General features: G+C 45.2%; 10 protein-coding genes. 5 read left to right on the forward strand and 5 right to left on the reverse strand.

Annotated features, from left to right (window positions below):
• Positions 1-4: 4 nt before the first annotated feature.
• The 5 genes from dnaQ to ICN41_RS10620 all read right to left on the reverse strand — a co-directional run bounded on the left by dnaQ (position 5) and on the right by ICN41_RS10620 (position 6,493).
• Positions 5-715 (reverse strand): DNA polymerase III subunit epsilon, encoded by a 711-nt coding sequence (gene dnaQ, locus ICN41_RS10600; protein ID WP_216292891.1) that lies wholly within the window; start codon positions 713-715, stop codon positions 5-7.
• Positions 715-3,813 carry an efflux RND transporter permease subunit gene (locus ICN41_RS10605; RefSeq protein WP_216292892.1) on the reverse strand — a complete coding sequence of 1,033 codons (3,099 nt, stop codon included), beginning with the start codon at positions 3,811-3,813 and terminating at the stop codon, positions 715-717. The genes dnaQ and ICN41_RS10605 overlap by 1 nt, the downstream gene beginning before the upstream one ends.
• The gene (locus ICN41_RS10610; protein WP_370629126.1) at positions 3,810-4,934 is read right to left on the reverse strand and encodes an efflux RND transporter periplasmic adaptor subunit; all 1,125 of its coding nucleotides are present in this window, start codon (positions 4,932-4,934) and stop codon (positions 3,810-3,812) included. Before ICN41_RS10610 ends, ICN41_RS10605 begins: the two co-directional genes overlap by 4 nt.
• Positions 4,935-5,220: 286 nt before the next feature.
• Complete coding sequence (gene rnhA, locus ICN41_RS10615; RefSeq protein ID WP_216292894.1) at positions 5,221-5,685, reverse strand: ribonuclease HI; 465 nt, start codon at positions 5,683-5,685, stop codon at positions 5,221-5,223.
• A 4-nt stretch (positions 5,686-5,689) separates the two neighbouring features.
• Positions 5,690-6,493, reverse strand: a complete 804-nt coding sequence (locus tag ICN41_RS10620; protein ID WP_216292895.1) for a class I SAM-dependent methyltransferase — start codon at positions 6,491-6,493, stop codon at positions 5,690-5,692.
• Between the two features lie 6 nt (positions 6,494-6,499).
• On the opposite strand from ICN41_RS10620, the gene gloB reads away from it, so the two are divergent.
• From gloB to carB, 5 genes are all read left to right on the forward strand, one after another.
• Entirely contained in the window at positions 6,500-7,309 is an 810-nt protein-coding gene (gene gloB, locus ICN41_RS10625) for a hydroxyacylglutathione hydrolase (RefSeq protein WP_216292896.1), read from the forward strand.
• On the forward strand, positions 7,309-8,748 hold the full coding sequence (locus tag ICN41_RS10630; RefSeq protein WP_216292897.1) for a transglycosylase SLT domain-containing protein: 1,440 nt from the start codon (positions 7,309-7,311) through the stop codon (positions 8,746-8,748). The genes gloB and ICN41_RS10630 overlap by 1 nt, the downstream gene beginning before the upstream one ends.
• Before the next feature lie 27 nt (positions 8,749-8,775).
• On the forward strand, positions 8,776-10,659 hold the full coding sequence (locus tag ICN41_RS10635) for a propionate--CoA ligase (protein WP_216292898.1): 1,884 nt from the start codon (positions 8,776-8,778) through the stop codon (positions 10,657-10,659).
• Between the two features lie 228 nt (positions 10,660-10,887).
• The gene (carA, locus tag ICN41_RS10640) at positions 10,888-12,081 is read left to right on the forward strand and encodes a glutamine-hydrolyzing carbamoyl-phosphate synthase small subunit (protein ID WP_216292966.1); all 1,194 of its coding nucleotides are present in this window, start codon (positions 10,888-10,890) and stop codon (positions 12,079-12,081) included.
• Complete coding sequence (carB, locus tag ICN41_RS10645) at positions 12,081-15,344, forward strand: carbamoyl-phosphate synthase large subunit (RefSeq protein ID WP_216292899.1); 3,264 nt, start codon at positions 12,081-12,083, stop codon at positions 15,342-15,344. The genes carA and carB overlap by 1 nt, the downstream gene beginning before the upstream one ends.
• Positions 15,345-15,384 lie beyond the last annotated feature (40 nt).

The raw sequence follows: 15,384 nt of genomic DNA on the forward strand, positions 1-15,384 counted from the left end.
GCTCTTAACTAATGCTTTGAATAGGGCTCCATACGGGGTCCTTTTTACTGGCTTTAGCTATTTCAGCCAAAACCTTTTCGTGTGACTGACATTCCTCATCACTAGCTGCCAGTAGTTTTAAATTTGTAGGGAGCGATTTGGTTTGCCCTTCAGAATCAGTAGCCACCGTGTAGTCGATCAAATCAATCGAGAGATCTTCTTGGCCGCGTGTCATTGATACATACACTTCTGCCAATAACTGGGCATCCAACAAAGCGCCGTGCAAAGTACGATGTTGATTGCTAATGGAGAAGCGCTCGCAAAGAGCATCTAATGAATTGCGTTTACCCGGAAACATCTGACGTGCCTCTAAAAGCGTATCAGTTACCTTGCTTGCCAAATTACGAAATGGCGGGCGCTTCAAGAGAGCGAACTCGTTATCTAAAAATCCCAAGTCGAAGGCGGCGTTATGAATCACAATTTCTGCACCATCAACAAATTCAATCAGCTGCTCAACAATATTTCCAAAAACAGGTTTGTCTGACAGGAATTCCCTTGAGAGTCCATGAACCGCAAAAGCTCCAGCATCGATATCACGCTCTGGATTAATGTAGTAGTGGAAGGTTCTGTCTGTAAGTCGACGACCGACCATTTCTACGCAACCGATTTCGATAATACGATCGCCGGTTGCTGGATTTAAGCCAGTAGTTTCTGTATCGAGAATAACTTGACGCATTAGGTACCCTCTAGTACTGATGGCGGAATTTCCATTGGACCATTGCCGGCATATTTATCAAGATAGAGATAAATAACCGGCGTAATAATCAAGGTAACGAATTGCGATAAGATCAGGCCGCCCGCAACGCTTATGCCCAAAGGCTGACGTAGTTCTGCGCCTGCGCCAATTCCAAAGGCAATCGGCAGGGCGCCCATTAATGCAGCCAAGGTTGTCATCATGATAGGGCGGAAACGCAAGATACAGGCTTCTCTGATTGCCTTTTCAGGAGTCATTCCCTGATTGCGTTGCGCATCCAGTGCAAAGTCAATCATCAAAATCGCATTCTTTTTAACAATCCCAATCAGCAACAAAATACCAATTGAGGCAATGATTGTTAATTCAAAGCCAAAAATGCGTAAAGCCAAAATAGCGCCAATGGCAGCGGATGGTAAGCCCGCAAGAATGGTGAGTGGATGAATATAGCTCTCGTATAAAACCCCCAGCAAAATATATATGACTCCGAGTGCAGCCAAAATCAAAATGACTTGGCCTGATTGATTATCTTTAAAGACGGCCGCATCACCACCATAGCTAGTAATGATCGAGGGCGGTAGCCCAATTTCTTTGGTGTACTCTTCAATTTTCTTAGTAGCATCCCCAAGAAATACATCAGGCGCTAAGTTAAATGAGAGGGTGACTGCCGGTATCTGCCCCAGATGGTTCACCGCAGTGGGGCCGACTGATCTGGTGAATGTTGCAACACTAGAAAGGGGAATTAATTTATCAGTGGCTCGACCGCGAACAAATATTTTATTGAGGTCAGATTCATATTGTCGATCCTCTTTAGCAGTTTCTAAAATGACATAGTAGGTATTTACAGGAGTGTATATGGTTGATACTTGTTTCTCACCATATGATGAATACAAAGCAGAGCGAATATCTGCAATCGTAATGCCTGCGCTAGCCGCCTTTTCTCGATTAATATCAATCTTGACATTTAAGCCTTTTAATTGCGAATCACTAGTAACGTCTCTAAACATAGGATCAGATCGCAGTTTTTGTATGAGTTTGTCGGCCCATTCATTGACACCTTCAAAGCCAACGCTTTGGAGGGTAAATTGGTAACGACTCTTACTACTTCGACCACCAATTTGTAAATTTTGTACAGGGCGCATGTACACCTGAAGGCCCGGTATTTCTCTAAATTTGACTCTAAGATCCTCCATTACCTTAGACATCTTTGGTCGTTCGTTTTTCGGCTTGAGAACAATAAAAATGCGTCCAGTATTTTTGCCAGAGCTATTTCCGCCACCCACAATTGAAATAGAGCTTTCTACGCTTGGATCTTTACTAACGATTTCGGCTGCCTGGTCTTGAAGCTTCAACATTGCCTCAAATGAAATATCCTCCGATGCTTCTGTAGTGGTCTGTATTTGTCCTATGTCTTCTTCTGGAAAAAATCCCTTTGGACTGTTCATAAACAAGAATATAGATAGAGCAAATGTAGAAATAGCACCCCATATGACTATTTTTCGATGGTGTAAAGCTAAATCAAGATAGTGAATATAGGTTTTGAGCATCCAATCAAAGAGGCGATCAAATTGTTTATTGATAGCGAATTCTTTAGCATGGACTCCGGGTTTAGGGAGATATCTGCTACAGAGCATTGGAACTACTGTCAAAGAAACGATGGCCGATACAAAAATCGACAAAGATACAACTACAGCAAATTCTCTAAAGAGCAGGCCTATGGGTCCAGGCATGAAGAAGAGAGGAATAAACACTGCAATCAAGGAAATCGAAATAGAAATAATAGTAAAGCCAACCTCTTTGCTGCCCTTAAGTGAGGCCTTGAGTGGGTCCATCCCATTTTCAATATGACGCATGATGTTTTCTAGGACTACGATTGCATCATCAACCACCAAACCTACTGCTAGCGTAATACCTAACAGCGAAATATTATCAAGGCTATACCCCATGAAGTAGAGTAAAAAGAATGCGCCAATTAAAGAAATGGGCAAGCTAATTGAAGGTATTAAAGTTGCGGCTGCATGCTTTAAGAATAGGAAGATGACTAACACAACCAACAGCACAGTTAGAGCAAGGGTGACATTCACATCATGAATCGCTTCAATAATAGATAAGGATCGATCGTTTGCCACTTGGAGCTTAATCGACTCGGGCATTTGTTTCTGTAGTTCTGGGATTAATGCTTTAACTGATTTGACAACCTCTACAGTATTTGCATTGGGTTGCCGTAATACAGCAATTGCAATAGATCTTTCACCATTAGAGCTGGCTAGGGTGTAGACGTTTTCATAACTCTCAACCACTTCAGCGACATCTTTGAGGAAAATAGGAAGACCATTTTTTTGGCTGATGATGAGATTACCAAATTCTTCTGGTCTTACCAATTGAGGATTCGCGTAAATTGTGATGGATTGGCGAGGTCCATCAAGAACGCCCACGGGGCTATTTGAGTTTGCTTTATTGATAGCATTAGCCAAATCATCCATAGTGAGGTTGCGGTTGCCTAATGCATCGGGCCGAACTTGAACACGAACCGCGTAACGTTTAGCACCATAGACAATAATTTGCGCAACACCGCTAATGGTCGATAGATTTGGAGACAGCAAATTTTCTGCATAGTCATTTAAATCTGACAAACTCACTGACGGGGAGCTTAAGCGAACAACTAATACAGGAGTATCGGCAGGGTTGACTTTGCGATATGACGGTGGATTTGTCATTTCAATCGGAAGCCGTCTTTGTGCTCTTAAGAGTGCGGCCTGAACGTCGACTGCTGCTTTATCGATATCGCGCTTGTTATCAAATTCCAAGGAAATGCTAGTGCTACCCAATGAATTGACAGAGCTGATGACCTTAATGCCGTCAATTGTTGAAAATTCTTTTTCCAATGGCAATGCAACAGCAGATGCCATGTTTTCAGGAGAGGCACCTGGTAGCGATGCGCTAACTGAAATAACGGGAGTATTAAAACTTGGTAAAGCTGCTACTGGTATATTGAAATAAGCGACTGTACCGGCAATGACGGTAGCTATCGATAGCAAGACCGTCATCACTGGACGCCGAATACATAATTCGGATAGCGTCATTTTTTCTCAGTCGAAGGAGTATTTTTAGGGGCCGCGTCCGCTTTCTTAGCTTCACGGACTTTGCCACCTGGTCGAAGATTCTGCTTGCCCTCGACAATGACCTTGTCGCCATTCTCAATGCCGGTGATAACGGATGTACCTTTGTACTCATAGACCAATTTAATGGGTTTTAAAACAGCTTTACCATCTTGATCCACTATATAAACAATTCTTCCGCGGGCGCTCATCACAATTGCTTCTGATGGCACTGAAAGCGCATCTTTCAAAGTATTGGCAACTAATGAAATACGAGCAAACTGACCAGGAAGCAGAGTCATAGAATCATTCGGAATCTGCGCCTTGACTCTGACTGCTGCAATGGAAGGATCCACCTGGTTATCAATCACTAGCACCTTACCTTCATATGTTTTTTTACCAGAGTCACCCACGGTAACCTTAACAGTAAGGGGTTCTCCATCCAGCTGGTTCTCCAGCAAAATGGGGATATCTTTTTCTGGGATCACAAATTGAACATTGATTGGGTTGAGCTGGGTGATTGTTACCATCGATCCAACACTAGATGTTGCTGTTGAACTAGTTGCGGTAGTGACCACATTGCTTGCTTGTACTAAAGAGCCAGGAAATACATTCACAATTCCAGCGCGGCCAGTGATAGGAGATCGTATTGAGTCGTAGGAAAGCTGTACCTCAGCGGAACGCGCTGCTGCTTGGGCCGATTTAGCGTTAGCCATAGCAGTTTCTAGGCCAGCCCTGGAAATAAAGTTTTTGCTTACCAGTTCTTGTGCGCGAAGATATTGTTTTTGGGCATCTTCCGCTAAGGCTTTTAGCCTTTCATAGTTGGCAGTGTCATTACGGTTATCAAGTGTGAATAATAGGTCGCCCGCTTTGACTTCTTGACCATCTTTGACGTGAATCTTTGCGACTGTATTTGTAACCATCGGTCTGATATCGACAATAGCATTTGAAACCATCGTACCAGTTGCCTCAATTACCAGCGGAATATCTTTCTTCTCAACCGTAATAGTAGTTACGGTCGTTGGTCCGCCACCTTTTCCAGCTTTTGCAGCTGGCGGATAAAAATAGTCATAGGTTAATGAACCGGCGTACAAAATAATCAGCACAATAAAAATTCGCCATTTGAATCCGTAAATAAATGACTTTACCGAGGCGAAAGAGATAGTCGGTATGCGGTGTGAAACTTTTCCCCATAGACCGCAAATCAGTGACTTTAAATACCTAAAAAGCTGCGCCACTTTTGCAGGTATTTTATTTAAGGTTGACTCTATTTTTGACACGGTCTCGTTTTTCTTGGTTTTTTAGGATTCTAATGGGGTTTCTGCTCACTGGATTGCCAGTGCATTCTCTCATAAGAGGGGTAAAAATGAGTTCTCCTAGGCTTAATTGCCTCTAGGGTAAAAACTCTTCTACACCCTTGTTGGCAAGCAGATCGGCCAGCTCATTTCCAGGGTGCCCGTTATGACCACGGACCCAATGCCAAGAGATGTCATGATCAGGCAATAGGGCATCTAATTCTTGCCATAAGTCAGCGTTTTTGACCGGATCCTTGCTAGCCGTCTTCCAACCTCGTTTTTTCCAGCCTTCCAGCCATTCAGTCACCCCTTTTTGAACATACTGGGAGTCGGTCCATAACTCAACGGAGCTTCGCTGTTTAAGTGCTCGAAGGGCGAAGATAACGGCACTGATTTCCATCCGATTATTGGTGGTATGTTTTTCTCCGCCATGCAGATGTTTCTCATGTTCCCCTGATCGTAAGACCGCTCCCCAGCCTCCAGGACCAGGATTTCCTTTACATGCACCATCTGTGAAGATCACGATGTGGGGGTGGGAGTGCTCGTGGCTAGTTTGTGACATAGCTTTACTGTAATGGGTCTTTATTGAGCTTGCCGCGCTCCGCCGCAGGGCTCAGGGGGGCAATCTTAGGAATTAGGCTAGTTTGGATCTGACCCACAAGGCGAATACCCTGGTGACGCTTGATGGCGGAAACTACAAAAATAGCCCCGAATATAGGCCACCAGCGGTTACCCATAGGCTCTAGGAAATCCATTCGGGAGATACCTTGGCCTTGCAGGGGGAGTTTGTAGCAGCCAAAATGACCACGATCGAGTGAAAAGTTCAGTAATTGGAGCCAGTCTTTAATCCGAATTAGGCTAATGAACTGCCCATCTCTCGGCAAATAGGGGCTGCCTATCAGTCTACTAATATATTGACGAGCCCCCCAAAGGCTTGCCGGATTAAAGCCAGATATAACCAAGCGCCCCTCGGGGCGGAGCACTCTGTCAACTTCCCGAAGGATTTGATGAGGATCTGCAGCAAATTCTAGAACGTGAGGGAGAACAATGAGATCAATACTTTCACTAGCAAATGGGAGCTCTGAACTTTCACCTTCGATGTAATGCCAACTCGAGTTTGAGTTCAGCATGCTGTTGTCATTTGAATGAACCAATATGGCTTGAAGAGGCATGCGGTTTTCACGCAGGGAATTGATTTGGGGTAAACCAATTTGCACGGCATGAAAGCCAAAGACGTTATCCACAATCTGATCAAAGCAGGATTGCTCCCATTTGAGGACATATTGACCAGGGGGAGACTGCAGCCATCTCTCCCAAGAGCTCCAAGGAGGCGCGGGCGACTGAATTGGGGTAGGAGGGGTTGGTATCATGGGCTTATGGATAAGAATACTTTATTGCAAGTTTGGCCCATACCGGCATTTGATGACAATTACATCTGGTGTATCCATGATGGGGTATCAGCACTCCTGGTGGATCCAGGTGAGGCAAGCCCTGCTTTGCAATACCTAGAGAAGCAAAAATTAGCGCTTACCGGCATTCTGATTACACACCATCATGCAGACCATACTGGTGGAATTTTAGAGTTATTGAACACTTTCGGACCTGCAATACCAGTGTACGGCCCACTCAACAATGAGATTCCTGGACGGACTCAAGCTCTCGTAGAGGGTGACAAGGTAGAAATTGCGAGCCCAAGGATTAGCTTAAAAGTACTTGAAGTGCCTGGACATACTTTGGGGCACATTGCTTACTTCGCTAATATGCAGGCCAACGTAGTTGAGCCCATGTTGTTTTGCGGGGATACTTTATTCGCTTCAGGTTGTGGAAGACTATTTGAGGGTACGCCGACACAGATGAGTCAGTCCCTTGCAAAATTTGCGGCATTACCTAAAAACACTTTGGTTTACTGCACACATGAATACACCTTATCAAATATTCGCTTTGCGCTTGCGGTAGAGCCTAACAACAGTAATTTAATTGCGTGGGCTGAAAAAGCCCAAGCATTGCGTGATCAAGATAAGCCTACCTTGCCGACTACCATTGGCCAAGAGCTACAGGTCAATCCATTTATGCGTTGTGATCAGCCTGAAGTCATTGCAGCAGCAAAAACGATTTCAGGACAACAAGATTTGCCAAGTCCAGCTCATGTGTTGGCTGCAATCAGAGCCTGGAAAGATCGCTTCTAATGCGTTTGATTTATGTGACGTTTGTATTTCTTGCACTACTGAGCGGATGTGCAAGCAAAGGAGATTGGTCATCTGATACGCCAACCAAGGAAAATCCAAATGCTTCAAAGGCGACGCGAGTCAACTTACAGAGTCAGTCCGTAAGTAAGGTTTATGCGCCGTCGGATAATTTGTGGCTCCGCATTCGGGATGGCTTTCAGATGGAGCCAATGAATAGTCCTCTAGAAATTGAACAAGTTCGTTGGTTAAGCGCTCGTCCGGATTATGTTCATCGCTCAATGGCACGTTCGTCACGATACCTCTTTTACATTGTTCAAGAAGTCAACGCTCGCAATATGCCAACCGAGATTGCGCTTCTACCATTTGTTGAGAGTGCTTTTGTAACCAACGCAAAATCCAGTGCTAAAGCAGTTGGCTTGTGGCAATTTATGCCCGCCACAGGAAAGGATTTTCGCTTAACTCAAAATGTTTTCAGAGACGAGCGAAGAGATGTAGTGCAATCGACCGATGCCGCACTAGATTATTTACAGCGCTTACAAAATCAATTCGGTAGTTGGGAGCTAGCTTTAGCAGCCTATAACTGGGGTGCAGGTAATGTCGCAAAGGCGCAAAAACGCAATATTGCTGCTGGACTTCCAACGGACTATGAGAGTCTGACGATGCCTAAGGAAACTCGGCAATATGTTCCTAAGTTGATGGCTTACCGTCAAATTGTTTTGGATCCCAGTGCATATGGCATTGTTTTGCCTCAGCTAGAAAACCATCCTTACTTTGTAGCATTAGATGTTGGTAATGATATTGATGTGGCCTTGGTAATTAAACTTGCCGAAATTCCTTCAGAAGAATTTCATAATCTGAATCCATCATTTAATAAGCCGGTGATTTTAAGTAATGCTAACCAGCAAATATTACTTCCCTACGCACATGCTGAAATATTCCAGGACAACTTAAAAAACTACACTAAGCCACTGTCATCATGGACGGCAGTCAAAGTTAGTAAAACAGAAAGTCTTGATCAGGCAGCCAAGACCTTAGGGGTTGATTCGGATACGCTTAGAGACATTAATGGTATTCCACGGGGGATGCGCATTAAAGCGGGCTCAACGGTTCTGATACCTAAAACGAGCAATAGGTCAGGTGATGTACCAACAACCTTGGCTGACAATGCCAGTTTGAGTTTGGAAAAGCCGCCTCCACCGCCGCCGCCCAATAAGTGCGCCAAGCCAGCTAAGGTCGCTGCTGGATCAAAATCGACCCAAGCAAGCAAATGCGCTCCCCAAAAACAGGTGAAGACTGTTGATAAGGGCTCTTCTAAGGGTAATTCTCCTCAAAAAAATGCTGCATCTCAGCATAAATCCGCATCGACAGGGCTTGCAAAATCTGCGAAAAATGGTAGTTCAGCTAACCCTAGCAATAAAGGGGTAAGCGTAAAACAGTAATTTCAGTCACTTTTATTTAGGTAGAACATGTCCTATAAAGCACATCACGAACGCTCAATTCAAGATCCAGATGGTTTCTGGGGTGAGCAATCCAAGTTAATACACTGGGAAAAGCCTTTCAACAAAGTACTGAATTACGACAATCCTCCGTTTGCAAAATGGTTCGAGGGTGGCCTCACTAATCTTTGCTACAACGCTGTTGATCGACACGCTGCAGAGCGACCAAATCAGATTGCTTTAGTTGCTGTTTCTACAGAAACGAACCAAGAAAAAGCTTATACCTATAAAGAGCTCTACGAAGAAGTCAATCGTATGGCCGCCATTTATAAAGCCAACGGCATTCAAAAAGGCGATCGGGTTCTCATTTACATGCCAATGATTGCTGAAGCCAGTTTTGCAATGTTGGCCTGCGCACGAATTGGTGCTATTCACTCGGTCGTCTTTGGTGGATTTGCCTCTCATAGTTTGGCTTCGCGTATTGATGATGCAAAACCTAAAATGATTGTTTGTGCTGAGGCAGGTGCTCGGGGCGGTAAGGCAGTTCCATATAAGCCTTTACTGGATGAGGCTATTACTCTAGCAAGCTACAAACCTGAAAAAGTATTAATTGTTAATCGTGGTTTAACTGAGTACACCACCGTTGCAGGTCGCGATTTGGACTATGCAGTAGAGCGCCAAAAACATTTGAACGATATTGTTCCGATTGAGTGGGTTGATGCAACTCATCCTTCTTATATTTTGTATACCTCAGGTACTACAGGCAAGCCGAAGGGCGTGCAAAGGGATACTGGTGGTTATGCAGTAGCTTTAGCCTCATCCATGAAACATATTTTTACCGGTCAAGCTGGTGAGACCATGTTCTGTACTTCTGATATTGGTTGGGTAGTGGGTCATAGCTATATTATTTACGCGCCGTTACTTAGTGGTATGGCGACCATCATGTATGAAGGTACGCCGCTAAGGCCAGACGCTGGAATTTGGTGGGAGCTAGTAGAAAAATACAAAGTGTCTGTGATGTTTTCCGCGCCTACTGCAGTGCGTGTCTTAAAGAAACAAGACCCAGCTTTCTTAACTAAGCATGACCTTTCTTCATTACGAGCGTTATTCCTCGCCGGCGAGCCACTAGACGAACCTACTGCCTCTTGGATTCATGATGCGATTAAAAAGCCCATTGTGGATAACTACTGGCAAACAGAAACTGGCTGGCCAATGCTTGCAATTCAGAGGGGCGTTGAAGTCATGCCGCATAAATTTGGCTCACCAGGCGTTCCCTCTTTTGGTTACAACATGAAGTTGCTTGATGACGCTAGCTCAGCAGAGTTGGGCCCAGATCAAAAAGGAGTTATAGCGATCGAAGGACCATTGCCTCCAGGCTGCATGCAAACAGTTTGGGGTGATGACAAGCGCTTCGTTAGTACTTATTGGGAAACGATTCCGGGTAAATTGATTTATTCAACGTTTGACTGGGGTATCAAAGACAAAGATGGCTACTTCTTCATCTTGGGCCGTACTGATGACGTAATCAACGTTGCTGGCCATCGTCTGGGTACAAGAGAAATTGAGGAGAGCATTTCTAGTCATCCCAACATCTCTGAAGTTGCCGTGGTTGGTATTGAGGATAAGCTTAAAGGACAGGCTGCAATTGCATTTGTGATTCCTAAAGATTCTGCCAATGCTGAAAATCTTGAGAAAGAGTGCATGAAAACTGTGGATAGTCAGTTAGGGGCCATTGCGCGTCCTGGGCGGGTCTATGTTGTGACGGCATTGCCTAAAACGCGTTCCGGCAAGATTGTGCGTCGTGCTTTACAGGCCGTAGCTGAAGGTCGTGATCCTGGTGATATCAGCACCATGGAAGACCAGACCGTTCTAGCCCAAATAAAGACCATCATTGAGCGGGGTGCTCAGGCCTAGATAGTTATTCACCTCTGATAAAGGCCGGAGGAGGGAATTGCCCTCAGAGGGCCAATTGCTGGGTATTTAAGGGTTTACGAGCAAAACTGGTATCATTGCAAGGTTCGAAACTTATTAAATACCCTAGCGCTTAAAGACACTCACCTCCCGCATAAACAAGCCTCGGGTTGGTCTTATTGGGGGTTTTGAGCGTCGGATGGAGCAGGGACTGGAGATGGTTTGTCACCCTTGCTTCCTTCTTTTCCTCCCGCTGTGTTGGCTTTAGCCGACGGCACCTTATTTCCCGGTTTAAGCATTGGCGCCCCTGGCGAAACTGCTGGAGAAGTTGTTTTCAATACTGCATTAACTGGCTATCAAGAGATCATCACCGATCCTAGTTACTGTCGTCAGATTGTTACCTTAACTTATCCTCATATTGGTAATGTTGGCGTTAATGCTCAAGATGCGGAGTCTGATCAGGTTCATGCTGCTGGTTTGGTCATTAAAGATTTACCAAAACGCGTCTCTAATTTTCGCTCCGAAGAGTCCCTTGATACATATCTAGCAAAAGCTGGTGTACTGGGTATTGCAGGGATCGATACTCGCAAGCTAACGCGAATCCTACGTGATAAGGGCGCCCAATCCGGCGCTATCGTTGCGGGCAAATTAGGTGATGATTACGAAGTATTGGCTAAGAAAGCATTGGAATTAGCTAAGGCCTTCCCTGGTATGGCGGGTTTAGACCTCGCTAAAGTAGTTACTACAAAAAAACCATATGAGTGGCGTGAGGCTGAGTGGGATTTGCATGGTCCCGATGGTAAGCCAGCTTATAGAACTCTTGACAGCAGTAAGCCAGTTAAAAAAGTTGTTGCCTATGACTTTGGTGTGAAGCGGAATATATTGCGAATGCTCACAGAGCGTGGCTGTGAGATCACAGTTGTCCCTGCGCAAACGAGCGCAGCAGAGGTGTTGGCTATGAATCCAGATGGCGTCTTTTTATCAAACGGCCCTGGTGATCCCGAACCCTGCGACTATGCCATTGCTGCCGCAAAAGAAATTATTGCTAAGGGAGTGCCAACATTTGGTATTTGCTTGGGCCATCAAATTATGGGTCTAGCTGCGGGCGCTAAAACACTGAAGATGAAATTTGGTCATCATGGCGGAAATCACCCAGTTAAAGATTTAGATACTGGTCGTGTAGCCATAACTTCTCAAAATCATGGTTTTGCAGTCGATGCAAATACTTTGCCAGACAATATTCGCGTTACTCATGTGTCATTATTTGATGGCTCGTTACAAGGTCTAGCTTGGAAGGATAAGCCTGCCCTCTGTTTTCAAGGTCATCCGGAGGCTTCGCCTGGACCGCATGATGTGGCCTATTTATTTGATCGATTTGTGGACTTAATGAATGCCGCGAAAGCCACCAAGAAGGAGGGCAAATAATGCCTAAGCGTAGCGACATTCAAAGTATTCTCATCATTGGGGCTGGCCCGATTGTGATTGGTCAGGCCTGTGAGTTTGACTACTCTGGCGCTCAAGCTTGTAAAGCTTTGCGTGACGAAGGTTACAAAGTGATTTTGGTTAATAGCAATCCTGCGACCATCATGACTGATCCAGAGATGGCTGATGTAACTTACATTGAGCCAATTACTTGGGAAGTGGTTGAGCGCATTATCGCTACTGAAAAGCCAGATGCCATTCTGCCAACCATGGGCGGACAAACTGCATTGAACTGCGCACTGGATTTGCATCGCAACGGCGTATTGGAAAAGTACGGTTGTGAACTCATCGGTGCCTCACCAGAGGCGATTGATAAAGCAGAAGATCGTCAGAAATTTAAGGAAGCGATGACCAAGATAGGTCTTGGTTCAGCTAAGTCTGGTATCGCGCATTCGATGGATGAGGCGCTTGAAGTACAGCAACGTATTCAACAAGAGGCTGGTAGCTCTGGTTTCCCAGTGGTTATCCGTCCTTCATTCACTATGGGTGGTTCAGGTGGCGGTATTGCCTATAACCGTGAAGAGTTTGAAGAGATCTGCAAACGTGGACTTGATTTATCGCCAACTCGTGAACTTCTGATCGAAGAGTCCTTGCTGGGTTGGAAAGAGTTTGAGATGGAAGTTGTGCGTGATCGTAATGACAACTGCATCATTGTTTGCTCTATTGAAAACTTAGATCCAATGGGTGTGCATACCGGCGACTCTATTACCGTTGCTCCAGCACAAACATTGACTGATAAAGAATATCAAATCATGCGTAACGCATCGATTGCCGTTCTCCGTGAGATTGGGGTTGATACTGGTGGATCAAACGTTCAGTTCTCGATTAATCCAGTTGACGGCCGTATGATCGTCATCGAGATGAATCCGCGTGTCTCGCGCTCTTCCGCATTAGCATCGAAGGCTACTGGTTTTCCAATCGCCAAAATTGCAGCAAAACTTGCGGTTGGCTACACCTTGGATGAGTTGAAGAATGATATTACTGGTGGCGCAACCCCGGCATCTTTTGAGCCATCTATTGATTACGTTGTCACTAAGATCCCGCGTTTTGCTTTTGAGAAATTCCCACAGGCAGATTCCCGTTTAACAACGCAAATGAAATCCGTTGGTGAAGTGATGGCTATTGGCCGTACCTTCCAGGAATCCTTCCAAAAAGCCTTGCGCGGACTTGAAGTTGGCGTTGATGGTCTGGATGAAGTCTCTACTGATTTAGACGACATCATTCAAGAAATTGGAGAGCCAGGGCCTGATCGCATATGGTATCTTGCGGATGCTTTCCGCATGGGAATGGGCTTAGATGAAATCTATAGTGAGACTAAAGTCGATCCATGGTTCCTGGAGCAAATTGAAGAACTGGTTGCAATGGAAGCCGAGCTTAAGCAAAGAAAGATTGATAGCTTATCTGCCGCAGAACTTCGTTTTGTAAAACAAAAGGGGTTTTCCGATCGTCGCTTGGCTAAATTACTCGGTGTTGATGCAGCCTCTGTGCGAGCAGCTCGCCATCGCCTGAAGGTGGTTCCCGTTTACAAGCGTGTAGATACCTGCGCAGCTGAATTTTCAACTAATACTGCCTATCTCTACTCCACTTATGAAGCTGAGCATGGCGAATGTGAATCCCAACCCTCCAATAAAGATAAAATTATGGTTTTGGGTGGCGGACCTAATCGTATTGGACAGGGTATTGAGTTCGATTACTGCTGTGTACACGCGGCCTTAGCAATGCGCGATGATGGTTATGAAACCATCATGGTGAACTGCAACCCAGAAACCGTTTCCACTGACTACGATACTTCCGATCGTCTGTATTTTGAGCCTTTGACACTAGAAGATGTTTTAGAGATTGTTGCAAAGGAAAAGCCAAAAGGCGTCATTGTTCAGTATGGAGGCCAAACCCCGCTGAAACTAGCCTTGGATCTTGAGCGCAATGGCGTCCCTATCATTGGCACGTCTCCTGACATGATTGATGCTGCTGAAGATCGCGAGCGTTTCCAAAAATTGCTACATGAGCTTGGTCTGCGTCAACCGCCAAATCGTACTGCGCGTGCTGAAGATGAGGCGCTAAAGCTTGCCGAAGAAATTGGCTACCCACTCGTTGTTCGTCCTTCATATGTGCTCGGCGGACGCGCTATGGAGATTGTTCATGATGGTCGCGATCTCGAACGTTACATGCGTGAAGCCGTAAAGGTCTCCCATGACTCACCAGTTCTCTTGGATCGCTTCTTAAACGATGCAATCGAGTGTGATGTAGATTGCATTAGTGATGGCAAGCGGGTGTTTATTGGCGGTGTTATGGAGCACATCGAACAGGCAGGTGTTCATTCAGGCGACTCTGCATGCTCATTGCCACCATATTCACTCTCTGAGGCTACCGTTGAAGAGATCAAGCGTCAAACAGCCGCGATGGCTAAGGGCCTAAATGTCGTTGGCTTAATGAACGTGCAATTTGCTATCCAGAATGTGGATGGTAAAGATGTGATTTATGTCTTAGAGGTTAATCCGCGCGCTTCACGTACGGTTCCATTTGTCTCTAAAGCTACGGGCTTACAGTTGGCAAAAATTGCTGCGCGTTGCATGGTAGGGCAATCATTGGATCAACAAGGTATCCAATCAGAAGTGAAACCACCTTATTTTTCAGTCAAGGAAGCTGTCTTCCCATTTAATAAATTCCCAGGCATTGATCCTATTCTTGGGCCAGAAATGCGCTCAACCGGAGAGGTCATGGGTGTTGGTAAGACTTTTGGGGAGGCATTATTTAAATCGCAATTGGGTGCAGGTATTAAATTACCCAAGAGTGGTACCGTGGTATTGACGGTGAAAGATAGTGATAAACCTAAGGCAGTTGAAGTGGCTAAACTATTGCATCAACTTGGGTTCCCAATGGTTGCCACCAAAGGTACTGCTGCTGCGATTGAGGCGGCGGGTTTACCAGTACGAGTGGTTAACAAGGTGAAAGATGGTCGCCCTCATATTGTCGATCTGATTAAAAATAGGGAAATTTCGCTGGTATTTACCACTGTTGATGAAACCCGCACCGCAATTGCCGATTCCAGATCCATCCGTACTAGCGCTCAGGCCAATGGCGTGACCTATTACACAACCATTAGCGCTGCTAGGGCGGTAATGGATGGTCTATTGGCTTCGCAAAACGGCAACAAGGAATCTTTAGAGGTTTATTCCTTGCAAAATTTACATCGGACGCTCATTTAAACTAAAATTTACTTTTGTAGGCGCAATAGTGCGCAAGAAT

Origin of the sequence: Polynucleobacter sp. 15G-AUS-farblos (genome assembly GCF_018882445.1) — a bacterium.
Classification (GTDB): domain Bacteria; phylum Pseudomonadota; class Gammaproteobacteria; order Burkholderiales; family Burkholderiaceae; genus Polynucleobacter.